Source organism: Algibacter pectinivorans, from assembly GCF_900112595.1.
Taxonomy (GTDB): domain Bacteria; phylum Bacteroidota; class Bacteroidia; order Flavobacteriales; family Flavobacteriaceae; genus Algibacter_B; species Algibacter_B pectinivorans.
On the sequence record NZ_FOMI01000001.1, the window covers coordinates 204,323 to 224,536 of the forward strand.

At 35.1% G+C, this 20,214-nt stretch carries 16 protein-coding genes and 1 tRNA gene; 8 read left to right on the forward strand and 9 right to left on the reverse strand.

Annotated elements, in window-relative coordinates:
* Window positions 1-223: 223 nt before the first annotated feature.
* Both gldJ and BMY96_RS00935 read left to right on the forward strand, forming a co-directional pair.
* Window positions 224-1,918, forward strand: a complete 1,695-nt coding sequence (gldJ, locus tag BMY96_RS00930; protein WP_175473484.1) for a gliding motility lipoprotein GldJ — start codon at window positions 224-226, stop codon at window positions 1,916-1,918.
* Window positions 1,919-2,007: 89 nt separating this feature from the next.
* Window positions 2,008-3,291, forward strand: coding sequence for a UDP-N-acetylmuramoyl-tripeptide--D-alanyl-D-alanine ligase (locus tag BMY96_RS00935; protein WP_092847900.1), 1,284 nt, complete (start codon window positions 2,008-2,010; stop codon window positions 3,289-3,291).
* Window positions 3,292-3,425: 134 nt separating this feature from the next.
* Here the strand turns inward: BMY96_RS00935 and BMY96_RS00940 are convergent, their stop codons facing one another.
* From BMY96_RS00940 to BMY96_RS00980, 9 genes are all read right to left on the reverse strand, one after another.
* The gene (locus BMY96_RS00940) at window positions 3,426-4,196 is read right to left on the reverse strand and encodes a LuxR C-terminal-related transcriptional regulator (RefSeq protein ID WP_092847903.1); all 771 of its coding nucleotides are present in this window, start codon (window positions 4,194-4,196) and stop codon (window positions 3,426-3,428) included.
* A gap of 292 nt (window positions 4,197-4,488) precedes the next feature.
* A tRNA-Val gene (locus tag BMY96_RS00945) sits at window positions 4,489-4,563 on the reverse strand.
* Between the two features lie 85 nt (window positions 4,564-4,648).
* Window positions 4,649-5,866, reverse strand: coding sequence for a bifunctional folylpolyglutamate synthase/dihydrofolate synthase (locus tag BMY96_RS00950; RefSeq protein WP_092847906.1), 1,218 nt, complete (start codon window positions 5,864-5,866; stop codon window positions 4,649-4,651).
* 3 nt (window positions 5,867-5,869) lie between these two features.
* Window positions 5,870-6,769, reverse strand: coding sequence for an energy transducer TonB (locus tag BMY96_RS00955; protein ID WP_092847908.1), 900 nt, complete (start codon window positions 6,767-6,769; stop codon window positions 5,870-5,872).
* 10 nt (window positions 6,770-6,779) lie between these two features.
* On the reverse strand, window positions 6,780-7,169 hold the full coding sequence (locus BMY96_RS00960; RefSeq protein WP_092847911.1) for an ExbD/TolR family protein: 390 nt from the start codon (window positions 7,167-7,169) through the stop codon (window positions 6,780-6,782).
* Between the two features lies 1 nt (window position 7,170).
* Window positions 7,171-7,863 (reverse strand): MotA/TolQ/ExbB proton channel family protein, encoded by a 693-nt coding sequence (locus tag BMY96_RS00965; protein WP_092847913.1) that lies wholly within the window; start codon window positions 7,861-7,863, stop codon window positions 7,171-7,173.
* A gap of 45 nt (window positions 7,864-7,908) precedes the next feature.
* Window positions 7,909-9,381 (reverse strand): sodium/proton antiporter NhaB, encoded by a 1,473-nt coding sequence (gene nhaB / locus BMY96_RS00970; protein WP_092847915.1) that lies wholly within the window; start codon window positions 9,379-9,381, stop codon window positions 7,909-7,911.
* Between the two features lie 11 nt (window positions 9,382-9,392).
* Window positions 9,393-10,619 (reverse strand): Glu/Leu/Phe/Val dehydrogenase dimerization domain-containing protein, encoded by a 1,227-nt coding sequence (locus BMY96_RS00975; RefSeq protein ID WP_092847917.1) that lies wholly within the window; start codon window positions 10,617-10,619, stop codon window positions 9,393-9,395.
* Between the two features lie 154 nt (window positions 10,620-10,773).
* Entirely contained in the window at window positions 10,774-11,832 is a 1,059-nt protein-coding gene (locus tag BMY96_RS00980; RefSeq protein WP_092847920.1) for an anhydro-N-acetylmuramic acid kinase, read from the reverse strand.
* Window positions 11,833-11,971: 139 nt separating this feature from the next.
* Between BMY96_RS00980 and BMY96_RS00985 the strand changes: the two genes are divergently transcribed.
* From BMY96_RS00985 to BMY96_RS01010, 6 genes are all read left to right on the forward strand, one after another.
* Window positions 11,972-13,114, forward strand: a complete 1,143-nt coding sequence (locus tag BMY96_RS00985; protein WP_092847923.1) for an acyl-CoA dehydrogenase — start codon at window positions 11,972-11,974, stop codon at window positions 13,112-13,114.
* Between the two features lie 131 nt (window positions 13,115-13,245).
* Window positions 13,246-13,581: an arsenosugar biosynthesis-associated peroxidase-like protein gene (locus BMY96_RS00990; protein WP_092847926.1), complete on the forward strand. Its 336-nt coding sequence runs from the start codon at window positions 13,246-13,248 to the stop codon at window positions 13,579-13,581.
* Between the two features lie 154 nt (window positions 13,582-13,735).
* Window positions 13,736-14,791 (forward strand): arsenosugar biosynthesis radical SAM (seleno)protein ArsS, encoded by a 1,056-nt coding sequence (gene arsS / locus BMY96_RS00995; protein ID WP_092847929.1) that lies wholly within the window; start codon window positions 13,736-13,738, stop codon window positions 14,789-14,791.
* 25 nt (window positions 14,792-14,816) lie between these two features.
* Window positions 14,817-15,497 (forward strand): DUF2064 domain-containing protein, encoded by a 681-nt coding sequence (locus tag BMY96_RS01000; protein ID WP_092847932.1) that lies wholly within the window; start codon window positions 14,817-14,819, stop codon window positions 15,495-15,497.
* A gap of 69 nt (window positions 15,498-15,566) precedes the next feature.
* The gene (locus tag BMY96_RS01005) at window positions 15,567-18,761 is read left to right on the forward strand and encodes a SusC/RagA family TonB-linked outer membrane protein (RefSeq protein ID WP_092847934.1); all 3,195 of its coding nucleotides are present in this window, start codon (window positions 15,567-15,569) and stop codon (window positions 18,759-18,761) included.
* A 10-nt stretch (window positions 18,762-18,771) separates the two neighbouring features.
* A complete protein-coding gene (locus tag BMY96_RS01010) occupies window positions 18,772-20,214 on the forward strand; it encodes a SusD/RagB family nutrient-binding outer membrane lipoprotein (RefSeq protein ID WP_092847937.1) in 1,443 nt (480 codons plus the stop codon).

A 20,214-nucleotide genomic window follows, 5' to 3' on the forward strand; every position in this document is an offset into this window, starting at 1 on the left:
AACAACAATTTTAAAAACGAATTCAAAAATACAATAATAAATTAGTAAATCACGCGTTAATTAAACAGAAAACTATGGTTAACATTTATTAAATCATCGTTATAATACATAAAAAACAGGACGAAATACCTGCTTTTTTGGTTAAAATGCAAAAAACAGCTTGCGATATTAGGTTAAATTCTTATATTGCAGCACCAAAATTATTATTAGCTTACTTAAAGGTATGAATATGAAAAAAGTAGTAGCATTCAAGGTTTTGTTAGTTTTAGCACTAGCAGTAGCTTCAACAAGTTGCAAAAAATCTTCGAGTTCAAAAAATAGCTCCAGAGCTACTGGATGGAATATCAACGACAGAGACGGTGGTTTCCAATACAATACAGACTTTAAAGAACAGGAAACCTCCCCAGGTTTAGTGTTTGTAGAAGGCGGTACATTTACTAAAGGTCGTGTGCAGGATGATGTTATGCATGATTGGAACAATAGCCCTAATCAACAGCATGTTCAATCATTTTATATGGATGAGACCGAAGTTACCAATGCTATGTATATGGAATACTTAGATTGGATTAAACGTGTTTATCCTCCATCTGACGAAAATTTTAGAGCCATTTATCATGGTGCTTTACCTGATACATTAGTATGGAGAAATCGTTTAGGTTTTAACGAAGTTATGACCGACAACTATTTGCGTCACCCTGGATATGGAGAATATCCTGTTGTTGGTGTAAGCTGGATTCAAGCAGTTGAATTTGCTAATTGGCGTTCAGACCGTGTTAATGAGTACAATTTAGAAAAAGCAGGATACATTAAACGAGGCGCTAAAATAACCGACGTGGATTCTGAGCAAACTTTTAGCACAGACACCTATATTAATGCACCAACACTTACCTATGGTGGTAATGAAGAAATTATAAATGGAGATGGTAGAAGTAAAAGAAATACAAGAACTGATGCCGATGGTAATGAAACTGGTATTTATGCCACACGTGAAACTGGAATTATTTCTCCAAAATACAGACTACCTACCGAAACAGAATGGGAATACGCTGCATTAGGTTTAAGTGAAATTAGAAGTTATAACTTATACCGTGGCCGCAAAAAATACCCATGGGACGGACAATATACCCGTTCTGGAAAACGAAAAATTAGAGGAGACCAAATGGCAAACTTTAAGCAAGGTAAAGGTGATTACGGAGGAATTGCAGGATGGTCTGATGATGGTGCGGATATTACCAATGAAGTTAAGTCCTACGACCCAAATGACTTTGGCTTGTACGATATGGCTGGTAATGTTGCTGAATGGGTTGCAGATGTTTACAGACCAATAGTAGACGATGAATTTAATGACTTTAACTACTATCGTGGAAACGTATACACCAAAAACGCTTTAAACGAAGATGGCACTGTAAAAATTGTAACATCTGACGATATCGTTTATGACACCTTATCTAATGGAAAAGTAATTGCTCGTAATTTACCTGGTGAAATTCTACAAGTCCCTGTTGATGAGAACGAAACCTATTTGAGAACTAATTTTGATAAAAGTAACGAAATAAACTTTAGAGATGGTGACAGGCGCTCATCTAGAAACTACGAAAGTTTTAATGATGATGAGGGTGTTGATGGTGAAGAAGTTTCTACAACAAGACAAATGTATAACTCGCCTAAACATACCATAACAAGAGATTCTTTAGGTAACATTGTTAGAGAATACGATAAAGGAAACAACAGAACATCTTTAATAAACGATGAAGTAAGAGTTTATAAAGGTGGTTCTTGGAAAGACCGAGAGTACTGGTTAGACCCTGCTCAACGTCGTTACTTTCCACAAGATATGGCTACAGATTACATTGGTTTTAGATGTGCTATGTCTAGAGTTGGATCTAAAAGTAAAGGAAAACAAAAAAAGAAAAACTAAATTTTAGTTTTATAAAATAACAAAAAAGTCCTAGCGCGAGTTAGGACTTTTTTATTTAAATTTATTTAGAATATTAAAAACACCTTTTTTTGAAACTAGCAGATTTACACACCCTATTTTTAGAATGCAATGCCGTTTGCACAGATACTAGAAAAATTAAGTTGAATGATTTATTTTTTGCTTTAAAAGGCGATAATTTTAACGGTAATAGTTATGCCGATGCTGCTATTAAAAGTGGCGCCAAATATGCTATAATTGACGAGGAGCAATACAACACCTCTAGCCAAACAATTTTAGTAAACAACGTATTAAAAACATTGCAAGAGCTAGCTGCTTTTCATAGAAACTATTTAAAAACTCCTATTGTAGCTTTAACAGGTAGCAACGGAAAAACGACTACCAAGGAATTAATTAACACCGTACTATCTAAAAAATATAAAACAACAGCTACTATTGGCAACCTAAACAACCACATTGGAGTGCCGCTTACACTCTTATCCATGACAGAAGAAACGGAAATAGGTATTGTAGAGATGGGCGCTAATCACTTAAAAGAAATTGAGTTTTTATGCACTATAGCCCAACCAGATTATGGTTACATTACAAATTTTGGAAAGGCGCATTTAGAGGGCTTTGGAGGAGTAGAAGGTGTTATAAAAGGTAAAAGTGAAATGTATAATTATTTAACTACGCATAACAAAACAATATTTGTTAACCTTAATGATAATATCCAGAACAAAAAAACTAAAGAAACTAATAGGTTTACCTTCGGAAATACAACAGATAACACAGATGTTTCTATACGTTTTATAGACGCCCAACCCTTTGTAACCTGCCAATATAACGCCTTGGAAATTAAAAGTCAGCTTATTGGCGACTACAATTTTAATAATATAGCAGCAGCTATAACTATAGGCCAATTTTTTAAAGTTGACGCCTTAGATATTAAAGATGCTATTGAAAATTATATACCTACAAACAACCGATCTCAAATAATACAACAAGCTACAAACAAAATTATTTTAGATGCTTACAATGCTAATCCTACAAGCATGCACGCCGCTCTATTAAATTTTGAAAAGCAAAATGGACAAAAAATAGCTATTCTTGGAGATATGTTTGAACTTGGAGACTCTGCTAGCGAAGAACATCAAAGTATAGCAAATTTAGCGCAATCGTTACATATAGATCAAATTATACTTATTGGAGAAAACTTTAATCGTACAACGATAAACACGCCAAAAACTGTACAATTTAAATCATTTAACGCCTTTACAGAAGGGTTTGATATAAAGACTGTAGAACACGCCACTATTTTAATAAAAGGCTCTAGAGGCATGGCTTTAGAACGCACATTAAAATTATTACCATAAAGTAAAAGTGCCAGTTTGAAAATTCCAAACTGACACTTTATTTAATATAATTCTCCCTAAGAACTAATTAATAGCACTGTAAAGATGCATATTAAAACACTACTGCACAATACTCAATTTGAGTAGTCCAAGTATTAAATAAGATTTTTATTCATTTTAAGCATACCAATAAGCTCTCCGGTTGATGCTATATTTAATTTTCTTAAAATATTTCTTCGGTGTGTATCCACCGTATTAGCAGTAATACCGAGACTTTCCCCTATTGCTTTACTAGAATAATTTAATATTAAAAGCCTTATAATATCCCGCTCTCTATTACTTATATTATCTGATAATAATTTTTGAGAAAAATTATTAAAATAAATAGTTTCATATTCGTTATTAGCATTTAATAATTTAGCCGAAGCACAAACCTGCATTTCAATTTGATGCGACAACACGGTATAATGCGCTAATCCTATAATAGGCTTATTCTCGCTATCAAATTCTAGTGGCGTGGTATTTTGAATAATGTTTACATAATTATCATTAGCATCCTTAAATCGATAATTCCATGTATAACTAGCTCTCGTTCGCTCTTCATTAGAAATTTCTTTTAGAGTAAACGTCATTAAAGCATTTAAAGCATTAAGCCATATTTCTAAATCATCTGGGTGAATTCTACTCCAAAAATAGCGCATACCTAACGATTTAAGATCATTACTATCGATACCCAAACAGGCTTTCATATTTTTACTAATATACTCGAAAGATAGGTTTTGAGTATTAGTTATACAGAAAAACGTTGAGCTATACGGCAGGTAAACATCTAGTTCAATTATTTTTTCAATATGCTTTTCTAGGGTTGGATTATCGTGCGATTTAAATATTTCCTTATATGCATGTTTAATATTTAGTGTATCCATAAGCCGAGAGATTTCCTTAAAAGTAAAAAAAAACTTGAAACCCCCTTTAGATATCCCCTATAAAACGATATTAATTTTAAAGATTGTATATTATTGATTAGTAATTCGAGATAAAAAAACAGTATCACAATAAACCAGTAATATTATTAAAAATGATAAAGACCATACAATTAAATCCTATTGATTTAATAAGCATTAAACCATTAGAACTTTGTAACAAAATATATCTAGAATTTCATTAGGAAAGTAATAAAATAAGAAATCCTGATAATTTCTTATCAGGATTTTTATGTGGGCGCGAAGGGATTCGAACCCCTGACCCCTTGGGTGTAAACCAAGTGCTCTGAACCAACTGAGCTACGCGCCCGATTATAAAAAGCTATGTGGCTTTGTTATCGGTGTGCAAATATAAACTAGTTTTTAACATTGCAAAAACTTTTTTTAAAAAATTTTTAAATTATTTCTGCAACAACAAAAGTACTACCACCTATAAAAATAAAATCTTCTTTTTTCGCAGCTTTTAAGGCAAACTTATAAGCTTCATTAACAGAACCATAAGCGTCGCCATCCAAACCATACTCCGCCATTCTCTGCTTTAAAACCTCCGCACTTAATCCGCGAGAAATATTTGGTTTACAAAAGTAATATCTTGAATTTTTTGGTAATAAATCTACAATTGAACTTAAATCTTTATCATTTACTACTCCAAAAACAATATGCAGAGTATTGAAAACTTCATTTTTAAGCTGATTCATAACATAAGTTAAACCTTCTTTATTATGACCAGTATCGCAAACTACCTTGGGACTTGTACTTAAAATTTGCCAACGCCCAAGCAACCCTGTATTACTAACAACGCGAAGTAAACCTTCTTTTAAATATTTATTTGTTATACCATACCCAATACTTTTAAGCTCGTTTACCGTTTGGATAACCGTTTTTATATTCTTTGCTTGATAAATTCCTATTAAATCGGATGGTAACACCTCTACTTCTACCTGATCTGCGAATACAATTTTAGATTGATTTTTTTGCGCCAAATCTTTAAAAACCTGCTCTGTTTCTTGTTGTGTTTCGCCAATAACCACCGGAACATGTTTTTTAATAATACCACCTTTTTCAAAAGCGATGGCTTCTAAGGTATTTCCTAAAAACTGAGTATGATCTAAACCTATGTTTGTAATTACAGAAACTTCAGGAGTTATGATATTAGTGGAATCTAATCGACCTCCTAAACCAACCTCAATAACAGCAATATCCACATGTTCTTGCGAAAAATATTGGAATGCCATACCCACTGTCATTTCAAAAAAAGATAAGCTATTAACCTCGAAAAACCCTTTATTTTGTTTTATAAAATCGACAACAAATTCCTCGCTAACTTCCTCCCCATTTATTTTAATACGCTCTCTAAAATCCTTTAAATGCGGAGAGGTGTACAAACCAACCTTATAACCCGATTCTTGAAGAACAGACGCTAACATGTGACTAGTAGAACCTTTTCCGTTAGTTCCGGCTACGTGAACGGACTTAAAATTATGGTGCGGATTATTTAAATGATTTATTAGCAAAACCGTGTTGGATAAATCTACTTTATAAGCAGAGGCTCCCTGGCGTTGATACATTGGAAGTTGAGAAAACATCCAATTAAGTGTATCTTGATATGTCATGTACTATTGACTTAATTTGAAATTAACACTAACAAAACCATACTGACGCGTTGGCGCTTTAGGATCTGAGGGCCATTTATGAGACATGGCTATTTTTTTTGCTGGCTCTAATAAACATGGTGCAGTATTTGTTGTACCTCGTTGCCCTGGTTCGGCAGAAACCACATTTCCACTTTGATTTACAATAATTTTAACGATTACCATCCCAGACTCATTACAATCTTGTTGTAATCTTTTAAAAGATGCTTTACCTCTACCATTTAATCCGTAACCTACGCCTCCACTGCCTGTACCTTGACCACCAAAATAACTTGGCGCATAAGGATCACCATCTAATTGACCTTTATCTCCTGGTTTATTATCATTTCCTTCACTTCCACTTTCGGAACCTTCAGATTTACTAACACCTCCTATTAAAGCATCTAACTTTTTCTTTTTCTCTTCTTGTTCGCGCTTTTCCTTTGCTATTCTATCAGCTTCAGCTTTTGCCTTAGCATCTGCAACCGCTTTTGCTTTTGCTTCGGCCTTAGCTTTAGCATCTTCAATAGCTTTAGCCTTTGCATCGGCTTCTTTTTGCTTTTTAATAGCAATATCCTCTGCATTTTCTTGGGTAAGCACTTCTTCTTTAACTTCAGATGTTTTTGCCGGAGCTGCAGGTTCTGGTTCTGCCTTAGAAACATCCGGTTGTGGCGGCTCTGGAATATCTAGAGGCTCGGATTTTACAGGTTTTAAAGGCTGTACATTGCCCATACCTGTATTGGAATAACCAAAATTAACAGCTACACCGTACTCTTCTGGCGGATCCATATATTTTGTACCAACCACAAAAAGTAACAACACAATTATAATCGCTATTAAAGCGGTTAATTTGGCTGAATTTTTTTCATGTTTGGTTTTAAGCATTCTATTTAATTTATGGTTTTACGGCCAATACAACTTTAAACTTATTTCTATTGGCAATATCCATGACTTTAACCACATTTTTTACCGGCACAGATTCCTCTGCCCTAAGCACAATTGTTGGTTGGTCTTGAGCTGATAAAGCTGCTAGTAACTCGTTCTCTAAAACACTTTCGCCAACACGTTTTTGGTCTATATAATAGGTTAAATCTTTTTTTATACTCACTGCAACAGATTTTTTATTTTCTGTTTTACCACTTGCTTTTGGTAATAAAATATCGATAGCATTTGTGGTAACTAAAGTTGAAGCAATCATAAAAAAGATAAGCAATAGAAAGACAATATCCGTCATAGACGACATATTGAATTCGGGTGTAACCTTATTTCTTCCTCTAAAGTTCATACTAAGTAGGTTCGTTTAAGTGATCTAAAAACTCTAATGAATTGGCTTCCATTTGATATACCACTTTATCTGTTTTCACTACGAGATGATTATATGCCATATATGCCACAATACCTACTATTAAACCAGCAACAGTTGTGGTCATTGCGGTATATAATCCACTTGCAAGGACGTCCATTTGAATAGTGCCTCCTGCATTGGCTAATTCGAATATGGCTAATATCATTCCAACTACGGTACCAAGAAATCCAATCATTGGAGCGGCTCCAGAAATAGTTGCTAACACACTAACGTTCTTTTCTAGACCGTAAATTTCTAATCGGCCTGCGTTTTCTAGCGCTGTATTAATATCGGCTAATGGTTTTCCTATTCTAGTAATACCTTTACCAATTAATCTAGATACTGGCGTGTTTTGTTGCGCACATAGCATTTGTGCCGAATCTATTTTACCATTGCTAACGTGGTCTTTAATTTGATTCATGAAATTAGAATCGACTTGAGACGCCGCTTTTATAGCAAAAATACGTTCGAAGTATATATAAATGGCCGCTATAAGCAACAGAAATAAAATGGCAATTATAAGTTGTCCGGCAACACCACCACTACTTATTAATTCTATTATTGAAAGTGTTTTTTCCACAGATTCACCATCTGCTAGCGCTTCTGCACTATTTTCAATGTCTTGATACAACATAAAGTTAATTTTACTTAATTAGGTAACGGAAAATTATGAATTAAATTATGATAAAACCATTTTTACCATAATATAACCTAAACCTCCTAATACAATTGTATATGGAAAAGCCATCTTTACCATTTTACCGTACGATAAATTAATTAATGGCGCTAAGGCAGATGTTAACAAGAACAAGAATGCTGCTTGACCATTTGGAGTTGCTACACTTGGTAAGTTAGTTCCGGTATTAACGGCAATGGCTAATTTCTCGAAATGTTCTCTATCAATAGCTCCACTTTGGAATGCGGCTTGAATTTCTCCAATATAAACCGTTGCCACGAACACATTATCACTAATAGCAGATAGTGCTCCATTTGCAATATAAAATAATCCTGGTTGAGATGCTGGATCTTGCTCTAGTGCCCAATGAATTATTGGACTAAATAAATGCTGATCGTGAATCATAGCTACAATTACAAAAAACACAACTAACAACCCTGTAAATGGTAAAGCTTCCTCAAAGGCATGCCCTAGTTGATGCTCATCAATTATACCAATAAAAGCAGTTTGCACAATAATTAATGCTAAACCTATAAATCCTACCGGAGCTAAGTGTAGCGCCAAACTAATTATTAAAAGTATTGCTGCAACACCCTGAACAATAAGCGCATATTTTTCTTTATCAGTTCTATTATTATCCTGCTCTTCGGTATAGCTCGCTATAATCTCTGCAACAGAATCTGGTAATTTAGCTCCAAAACCAAAAGTACCTGTTAACTCCAACACTACTGTAGTAACCATACCAGCAATTAAAACAGGAATTGTTATTGGTGCCATTTTTAAGAAAAATTGAATAAAATCCCACCCTAAACGTTCTCCAATCAATAAGTTTTGTGGCTCACCTACAAGTGTACAAACACCACCTAATGCAGTACCTACTACACCGTGCATAATTAAACTTCTTAAAAAACTACGGAATTGCTCTAAGGTTTCTCCGCTTAATTCTTTTCTATCCTTTACACCACTATCATCATAATCAGACTCTCCTGAATGAATTTTATGGTAAACCCCATAAAAACCAACAGCTACACTAATTAATACTGCGGTTACCGTTAACGCATCTAAAAACGCAGATAATACCGCTGCTAAAACCACAAATAATAAAGACAGGACAACTTTAGACCTTATTTTAGTAAAAACTTTACTAAAAATAAACATCAATAATGGTTTCATAAAATAAATACCAGCAACCATAAATACTAAAAGTAAAACAACCTCTAGGTTTTGATCTACTTCATGGTATGCATTTTTTGCCGTGGTTAATCCTAAAACCACAACTTGAATAGCTAATAGCCCTCCAGATTGTAAAGGATAACACTTTAATGCCATGGCTAAAGTGAAGATAAACTCAGCTATAAATAGCCACGATGTTACAGTTGCTCCTAAAACGTAGTAGGAAAAAACATTAAAAATTAAAAAACCTATCATGGTTAACTTAAACCATTTTGGACTATTACCTAAAAAATATTTCAACATAGTTAATAATTTTATATTAGTTGTTTAAGTGCAATTTCGAATGCGGTAGCACTAATTTCCGTTTTTGATGTATTACTGTTATAAACTTTTTGAATGGCTTCTTTTATTCTGTTTGATGTATCATTAAAAATAGCTTCGTCTGTCATTTGTACTTTACGCTCCATAAAATAAGCAAAAACCCTGGCCATACCACAGTTTGAAATAAAATCTGGAATTAAACTCACTTTATAATCGGTGTGTTCCATAATAGGACCAAAGAAAATCTCTTTATCTGCAAAAGGCACATTTGCGCCACAAGATATAACTTCTAATCCACTATCTATCATTTCATCTATTTGATGTATAGTAATAAGTCTTGACGCTGCACAAGGTGCAAATATTTCGGTTTTTAACGACCATATTTCTTTATTAATTTCCTCAAAAGGAATTAAATTACTGGCTACCAAAGTGTTTCCTTTTTTTGCTAAAAACAATTCGGTTATTTCTTCGAAAGTAAACCCTTCTTCATTTATTAATCCGCCTGCAATATCTATAATTCCAACAATTTTTGCACCCATTTGCGACAAATAAAATGCGGCTGCTGCTCCAACATTACCAAAACCTTGAATTACGGCCCGTTTTCCTTTAACCGACCCACCGTAAATGTTGTAGTATTGTTTTACAGCCTCGGCCACTCCAAAGCCCGTTATCATATCGGCAACAGTATATTTTCTAGCTACGCTTGGAGAGTATTCTGGGTTTTCAATAACTTTTATTACACCTTGGCGCAATTGTCCTATTCTATTTATTTTATCGGCTTCGGTTGGTTTAAAATGTCCGTTAAAAACACCTTCTTGCGGATGCCATACACCACTTTCTTCGGTAATAGGAATTACTTCGTGGATTTCATCTACATTTAAATCGCCACCAGTACCGTAATAACTTTTAAGTAATGGCGATACAACGGCATACCAACGCTCTAAAACGCCTTTTTTTCTAGCGTCGTTAGGATCAAAATTTATTCCCGATTTTGCGCCACCAATAGCAGGACCAGAAACCGTAAATTTAATTTCCATTGTTTTTGCTAAAGATAAAACTTCGTTCATATCTAGGCCTTTGCGCATTCGTGTACCACCGCCTGCCGCTCCGCCTCGTAGTGAGTTAATAACTACCCAGCCTTCTGCTTCGGTTTCAGAGTCTTTCCAGTTAAAGATTATTTCTGGAGATTTATTTTCGTATTTTTTTAGTAATTTTTTCATTTAGTTTTTTAGCATATTCATTAATACAGATGTCTTGCTTAAATAGTAAGGTGTATTAGCGTAGCTATAATTGATTCATAAAAAAATTGGTTAAAAAAATAATGTAACAAATATAAAAAACTAAAAATCCTTTAAGATTAATTTTATATTATTTTTAAGATAGAAATATTTTGCCCGAACTATGGTCTTTTATAGCGCCAGTAACGCTGCTTAAACAATTTACTTCATTTCTAAGTTTTAGTATGCCTAAAAATGCAAAAATAAGCGCCTCTTTAAACTCTATTAATTCTGGTTCTGGAATAATAATATCAATGTGTTTAATCGATTTTATTTTAGAAATAATGTAATCATTATAAGCGCCGCCTCCCGTAACCAAAACTTTGGAATCTTTTTTTAACACCCGAGCAATTTGATGTGCAATATGATTGGAAAATGTTTTTAAAACATCCTTTTCCTCTAGCTTTACAGCATCCAAAAGCGGAAAAATAGTTTTGTTTACCCACTCTAAGCCCAAGGACTTTGGCGATTTTGCTGTGTAAAATTCTAAAGCATTTAATAGGTTGCTTAAGGCTACCGATTCGGTTCCAGAGTCTGCTATTTGCCCACCATCATCATAATCGAAACCCAATTGTTTGGCATATTTATTAAGCACAATATTAACAGGGCAAATATCGTAAGCAATACGCGCGCCTTCCAATGCCATCGATATATTGGCAAAACCTCCTAAGTTTAAACAGTAGTCGTATTTAGAGAATAATAATTGATCGCCAATAGGCACCAACGGAGCACCTTGCCCCCCTAAAGCGACGTCTTGCACTCTAAAATCGCAAACTACCGTTTCCTTTAATATATCTGCTAGAATAGGCAGATTACCAATTTGATAGGTCAATTTATGTTCTGGCTGATGTAAGGCTGTATGCCCGTGCGAACAAACAGCATCAATAGTACTTATTTGGTGTTTGGTTATAAAGTTTTGTATCACCTCGCCTAAATACGCAGTATAATCAACATCAATATTTTTTAATTCGTCTAAAGACTTATTAATTAAATCTTTTAATACAGTATACCAATACGATGTATACGCTACCGTTTCAGCCTTCAACACTTTAAAACCCCAACCATTGTTATAACTAAAAGCAGCATAAACCAGGTCTATACCATCTAACGATGTGCCAGACATTACCCCAATTACATAATATTCATCCTTTATCATAGTAGGTAAAAATAATCATCTTAAATAAATATATAAAAGATTAAACCATCGAAATTGAACTAATAATTTTTAAGTATCGATAATAAAAACACTATATTTACAAACAATTTTTACAAAAACAACACTATAATTACGAAATATGAATTTTAGTCTTTCAGAAGAACATATAATGATTCGCGATGCAGCTCGCGATTTTGCAAAAACAGAATTATTACCAGGAGTTATTGAACGCGATAACAAACAGGAATTCCCGCAAGAACTCGTAAAAAAAATGGGCGACTTGGGTTTTCTAGGCATTATGGTAGATCCTAAATATGGAGGCAGCGGGATGGATGCAATTTCTTACGTACTTATTATGGAAGAATTATCGAAAGTAGATGCATCAGCCTCTGTTATTGTTTCGGTAAACAATTCCTTAGTTTGCTACGGACTAGAAGCTTACGGCACCGAAGAGCAAAAACAAAAATACCTAACAAAATTGGCAACAGGAGAATCTGTAGGCGCCTTTTGCCTAAGCGAACCCGAAGCAGGAAGCGATGCCACCTCGCAACGCACAACAGCCATAGATAAAGGTGACCACTATATAATAAACGGTACAAAAAACTGGATAACAAACGGTGGTCGTGCCGATGTTTACTTGGTTATTGCACAAACCGATAGAGATAAAGGCTCTCATGGTATAAACGCTTTTATAGTCGAAAAAGGCACAAAAGGGTTCGATATTGGCCCTAAGGAAGACAAGTTAGGCATTCGCGGTAGCGACACCCACACCCTTCAATTTAACGATGTAAAAGTTCCTAAAGAAAATAGAATAGGTACCAATGGTTCAGGGTTCCGTTTCGCCATGAAAACACTTTCTGGTGGCCGCATTGGTATAGCCGCACAAGCCTTAGGCATTGCTTCTGGCGCCTACGAGCTAGCACTAAAATACTCTAAAGAGCGAAAAGCCTTTGGTACCGAAATTTGCAACCACCAAGCCATAGCCTTTAAATTAGCAGACATGTATACCGATATTGAAGCCGCTCGCATGTTAGTAATGAAAGCCGCTTGGGAAAAAGACCAAGGCAAAAACTACGACAAATCTAGCGCCATGGCAAAACTTTACGCCTCTAAAGTCGCTATGGAACACACCGTAGAAGCCGTACAAATACACGGTGGTAACGGGTTTGTAAAAGAATACCATGTAGAACGCCTTATGCGCGATGCAAAAATTACACAGATATACGAGGGCACATCAGAAATTCAAAAAATAGTAATTTCCAGAAGCCTAATAAAAGCATAAATACCAAAACAAACCAAATCTATTAAAAGCGCCAAAAAGTATGATTTATATTTTTGGCGTTTTTTTTGTTAAGTTAGCCCAAATCTTCCGACTTAATAAATTAGATTTCTATCTTTAGGCAAAAATATTATATGAGTAAAACATATTACGATCCCGCAGACCTTAGGAAATTTGGAAAAATCACCGAATGGAATGAAGAACTAGGAAATAAATTTTTCGAGTATTATGGTAAAGTTTTTGAAGACGGTGCTCTTACCGCTCGCGAAAAATCCCTAATTGCATTAGCCGTAGCCCACACCGAGCAATGTCCGTATTGCATAGACGCGTACACCAAAGACGGCCTGCAGCGTGGTGTTACCAAAGAAGAAATGATGGAAGCCATACACGTAGGCGCAGCCATAAAAAGTGGCGCAACCTTAGTTCACGGCGTTCAAATGATGAATAAGGTAAACAAATTAGACGGGTAAAGTATTTTGGCGCTACCACAAGGGTCGGGCTTTCACTACTCGCTCCCTTCCGTTGGTCGGGGAGCTCAAACAAACCGTTCAATCCCTAGCGCAACTATCAAACAAGTGCTATTTTCAAAAAGGAAACAGTATCTTAATTAATAAAAACGTATTAATGGCAACAAAGTCCCTAAAAAAACGCGAAAGCGACTTAGCAAATAGCAACAGGCAGCTAGATATTCTATCTAACGGTATATTTAAAAACGGCGAATTACCAACCTTTAAAGATAAAATTTCCGAGACTAGCCAATTTCCGCTTAAAGCGAAAAAACTAGAAATTCTGCAAATAAATGTAGGCTACATGTGTAATCAAGTTTGCGATCACTGCCATGTCGATGCAGGTCCAGACCGTAAAGAAATCATGACTCGCGATACCATGCGCCAATGTTTAGAGGTTATAAAAAACACAGGTGCACACACCTTAGATTTAACAGGTGGCGCCCCAGAAATGAATCCAGATTTCCGTTGGTTTGTCGAGGAAGCCGCCAAAGCAGGTATAACAGATTTTATTGTACGATCCAACCTAACAATAATTCGTGCAAACAAAAAATATTACGATTTACCAGAGTTTTTTAAAAAGCACAATGTACATGTAGTTAGTTCTATGCCACACTGGACTCGCGGAAAAACCGATAAACAACGTGGTGACGGTGTTTTCGATAAATCTATACGAGCCTTACAAGATTTAAATGCCATTGGTTATGGTATGCCAGATAGCAAACTCAAACTCGATTTAGTGTATAACCCTTCGGGTGCCTTTTTACCGGGCGACCAAGCTGCCATGGAAAAAGATTTTAAAAAGGCTTTATTAGAAGATTTTGATATTAAATTTCATAACCTTTTTGCCATAACAAATTTACCAATAGCTCGGTTTTTAGACTATCTAATAGCCTCAGAAAACTACGAAGATTATATGTATGCTCTAGTAGAAGCCTACAACCCAATGGCCGTAAAAAATGTTATGTGTACCAACACACTATCTGTAAGCTGGGATGGTTATTTATTTGATTGCGATTTTAATCAAATGTTAGGCTTACCAGTAAATAGTAAAGCCAAACACATTTCAAAATATAACGCAGAGCTACTCGAAGGTCGAAACATTGTAATTTCGCAACACTGCTACGGCTGTACCGCTGGTGCGGGTAGTAGTTGCCAAGGTGTAGTGGCATAACTTAAAATAATAACCCTACTAAGGATTGAGAAACAAAACAGCCATATTAATTTTTGCTAATTCTGCCGAAAAAGAAATTATTTCAAAATCTTTTTTGGCAAAACAATTGTTTGAGACTTTAAACGCTCAAACCATAAAAATTGCAAAAAAAACAGGCCTGCCATATTTTGTATACTCAGAACATGAGCAAGTTGGGTTTTCATTTGGAGAGCGCTTTACAAATGCTATTCAATCGGTTTACAATAAAGGCTTCGACCAAATAATCACAATAGGTAATGACACCCCCCACTTAACAACCAAGCACTTATTAAAAACAGCAAAAAAACTAGAAACAAGCGCTATAGTTTTAGGGCCGTCAACCGATGGAGGCTTTTACTTAATGGGGCTTAAAAAAACTCTTTTTCATAAAAACACCTTTTTAAAATTACCCTGGCAAACTTCAAGTCTAAATAGAAGCATTTCAAAAATATCGGCTTCAAAACAAATTAAAATTTACTATTTAGAGGTTTTAACAGATATCGATACTGTATCAGATATATCAATAGTTTTAAACAACTTTAAAGCTATATCAAAAACAATAAAATCCTTTCTAATACAATCGTTATATATAAAACAAGGTATTTCTACTTTTCAAAATATAACGTTCATAAATCATATACTACAGCTATTCTTTAATAAAGGATCACCTGCATTGCTTCACTTTTAGTAACACCAATTTTTCTTAAGACCTAACTGTCTTAATAATTAACAACATACATTTTACAAAACAATTAAAATGAAGCAAATCATACAACTTTGTATGTTACTAGCCTTAATTGGTAGTACACATGCACAAAAAACCATTTCGGGTCGCGTTACAGATGCAATAACTAATAGCCCGATAGCCTTTGTAAACATCCAAAACGGTAACAATGGCACTATTACCAGCGAAGATGGCACATACCAAATAAACATAACGCAAAACACTAATAAATTAACATTTTCTTACTTAGGTTATAAAACACAAATAATAACCATAGGAAATCAACCTATTATAAATGTTGCTTTAAGCGAAGATGCATCAAAGTTAGGAGAAATAGTAATAACAGCTTTAGGTTTAAGTAGAGACACTAAAGAATTAGGTTATGCAGTACAAGCAATAAACTCCAAAAGCTTAAACCAGGTAAAAACTGTTAATTTTCTAGACAACCTTCAAGGTAAATTAGCTGGTGTTACAGTAACTCAAGGAGCAACTGGCGTTGGATCTTCGTCAAAAATAACCATTAGAGGTGAGTCGTCCTTTTCTAATAATAACCCTCTATTTGTAGTAGATGGCATACCAATTAATAACGAAACCGTTTTTAACTTTACTAATGAGGCCGCAGCTGGTTTTCAAGAAATAGATTTTGGTAACGGTGCTATGGAAGTTAATCCAGACGACATAGAATCTGTAACCGTATTAAAAGGAGCTAATGCAGCAGCGCTTTATGGCACACGAGCATCAAATGGAGTCATAGTAATAAAAACCAAAGATGGTAGTAATAAAAAAGGGTTTAGTGTTAGTCTTAGTACAGCTATAACTGTGGATTCTGCATTTAAACTACCAGATTTTCAGAATACGTACGGACAAGGGCAATCTGGACAGTTTGAGTATGTTGACGGTTTAGGAGGAGGAACTAGTGATAATATTACCTATTCTTGGGGTCCACGCTTAGATGTTGGCAATTTAATTCCGCAGTTTGACAGTCCGGTTCAATTAGCCGATGGATCGTTTGTTAGAGGTGCAGATACTGCATTATACAACAATTTACCAATATTAGCTACTCCTTTTAACTCTAACCCTAACAACTTAAAAGACTTTTACAGAACAGGAGTTACCACAACAAACAACATAGCAATCTCCAATGGTTTTGATTCCGGAAACTACAGACTATCCTTCACCGATTTAAGAAGTGAATCCATTATACCAGGCGTAAATTTAAACAGGCAAACGGTTGCAGCTAAACTTAATTTTAAACCTTCAAGTAAAACAGAAATAAATACATCGTTTAATTACGTAAACTCCAGTAGCGACAACAGGCCATCAAACGGTTATGGTAGCGAAAATGTTAATTACTCGCTAGTGGCTTGGGGACCGCGTTCTTTAAACATTAATAATTTAAAAAATTATTGGCAACCAGGTTTAGAGGGAATACAGCAATATTCGTTCAATTATACGTTTTTTGATAACCCATATTTTATTCTTTTAGAAAACAGAAACGCATTTAATCGAGACAGAATATTTGGAAACATCTCATTTAAACAAAACATCACCCAACACTTAAGTATATCCTTAAGAACAGGAATGGATTACAGCACAGAAACGCGCAAATTACAACGAAATTATAGTAGTAACCGTTTTCAAAATGGCGCATATGCCGAACATGATGTTTTATATAGAGAAATTAACACAGATTTTTTAGTTAATTACCAAAACACGTTTAAAGATTTTTCATTGGATATTTCGGCAGGTGGTAATCGTTTTAACCAAACAGCATCCACAAAACAATCTCAAACTGTAAATTTAGCACAACCTGGTATTTTTAGTTTAAACAATGCGGCATCCCCTATTGAAGTATTTCAATTTGAAAGTGAAAAACAAATCAACTCACTTTACGGTATAGCTAAACTAGGATATAAAAACTATTTATATTTAGACATTACAGGACGAAACGACTGGTCTAGCGCCCTAGCAACACCCTTTTCGGTAGGTGAAACCTCGTTTTTTTACCCATCTATTTCGACCAGTTTTATATTATCAAATAGCGCCAACTTACCAAGTGCGTTTTCATTTGCAAAACTGCGTGCCGGAATAGCGCAAGTTGGAAACGACACAAGTGCCTACCAAACTTCCGGAGCTTTTGTTTCGCAAACCACCTTTAATGGAGAACCCACTTTTAGCGACCAAAACTTTATTCCAAACACAAACTTAAAACCAGAACAAACTACAAGTTACGAGTTTGGTGCCGACTTACGTTTTTTTAAAGACCGCTTAAATTTTGATTTTACCTACTATAATTCAAAAACAAAAGACCAAATTATTTCGCTACCAGTAGCCATATCATCAGGCTATAACCAACAAGTTATTAATGGCGGTGAGGTAAACACAAAAGGAGTCGAACTGGTACTAGGTATAACACCAATAAAAAACAGTAATCTAAAATGGAACACTACTTTTAATTTTGCAAGTAATAGATCCACCATTACCAATTTGCCACAAAACAACGGCCGACTTACTTTAGCCTTTAGCCGAATTTACGATAGCGCAAACCAAACAGTATGGTTTCAAGTCGAAGAAGGTGGACGTATTGGAGACCTATATGGTACTGGATATTTAAAAAACGAAAACAACGAATTTATTATTGATGATAATGGCAGGTTCATAGCAGACAATACTCTAAAAAAAATAGGGAATTACAACCCAGATTTCACCTTGGGATGGAACAATAATTTTAGTTACAAAAACTGGAATTTAAACTTTTTATTTGACTGGCGACAAGGCGGCGAAATAGTATCCAGAACGCGTGCATTAGGAAACGTTGGTGGCCAATTGGCTGAAACGGCATATAGACCAGAAGAAGGTATTATTGCGCAAGGTGTTAACCAAACTTCTGGACTACCTAATACTATTGCTGTAACCGCAGAGAGTTACTACCGCCAGTTTTACGACAGAAATCACGAAGAAAACAATGTTTACGACGCTTCCTTTTTAAAGCTCCGCCAATTTGCAATTGGATATAACTTCAAGTTAAACGATGGATTTTTAGGAATACAGAACGGAGCCGATTTAAGCATCTCTATTACAGGAAACAATTTGTTTGCAATAACCGAAAACCCACATTTTGACCCCGAACAAATTGCTGTACAAGGTAACAATTTTGTAAGCGGTGTCGAAGACTTAAGTTACGCAACTTCCCGAAGTTTTGGGTTTAAGGCTGCTATTAATTTTTAAAAAATAAAACATGAAAAAACTTATATATATCCTAACAACCTTAACACTTTTTACTGCATTTAGCTGTACAAAAGACTTTGAATCTATAAATACAAACCCTAATGCACCAGTAACCGTGCAACCAAGCCTGTTATTAAGGCAAGTTATTTATAATTTTGGCGAAGAAATGAGTTATGAAGGCTTTGTAGCCGGCGATTTACTAGCACAACATCGAACGGCTTTAGATTTTAATTTATTTGATAGGCATGCTTTAAAATCACCACAACTGGGTGGAAATCCATGGCCTATATTTTATACCAACTTGCGCGATAACGACATTATTTTAAAGCAATCGCAAACTACCGAAGCTTTTAAAGTATATGAAGGTCCTGCTTTAATTTTAAAAGCTTACCTAACAGCTAACTTAACCGATTTGTATGGAGACGTCCCTTATTTTGAAGCCTTTAATGGTGTAAGTGGTACAGTAACTCCTAAATACGATTCGCAAGAATCCATATACCTTAACCAAGGTGGCATTTTAGATAATCTAGACAAAGGTATTTTAGCTATTGAAAATTATAATGATGCCATTGCCTTGGAAGGCGACATTTTATTTAATGGCGATTTACAAGCATGGATTCGTTTTGCAAATGCAGTAAAAATTAAAAGTTTGCTTAGAATTTCTAATAAAATAGATGTTTCAGAAGATTTACAAGCACTTTTTGATGCAGACAATTACATAAAAACAAACGCTCAAAATGCCGTTTTCGACTTTACAAATTCAGACCCAAATAGTTTTAGATTAGCGCAATTACGAATTGGCGACTTTAACAATTTCGTGCTTTCTGAAACTATGGAAGACATTCTTGTTAACTTAGATGACCCTAGAATAAGCACCTTTTTCAAACCTTTTTCTAATGCCACATCCAATGCATTTAATGGCTTACTAAATGGTATTGATGCCACATCAACATCTGTTACATTAGCTGATTATTCATTGGCAGGCAGCATGTTTAGAGAAGACACCTCAACATTAGACGCGAATTTTATAACCGCTTGGGAGGTCCATTTTGCCTTAGCCGAAGCCGCCGAAAAGAATTTAATTATCGCAGACCCAGAGCAACTTTACAATAAAGGTGTAGCTTTAGCTTTTGAGTATTGGAATACAACATTACCTAGCAACTATTTAACAGGTAACGCCGCTTTAAATGCACCAAACACAACGCCACTAGAACAAATAATAACACAAAAATGGATTGCAAATATAATTAACGGCTATGAAGGTTGGACGGAATACAGACGCACTGGATTCCCTGCTCTAAAACCAATTGCTGCAAGTTTAAACAACAACTTAATTCCGGTAAGAATGCCATACCCCGAAGAAGAAGCCACATTAAACGCCGAAAATTATAATGAAGCAGCAAGCGCGACAAATAACAACAGCATAAATAGTCCCGTATGGTGGAATAAATGA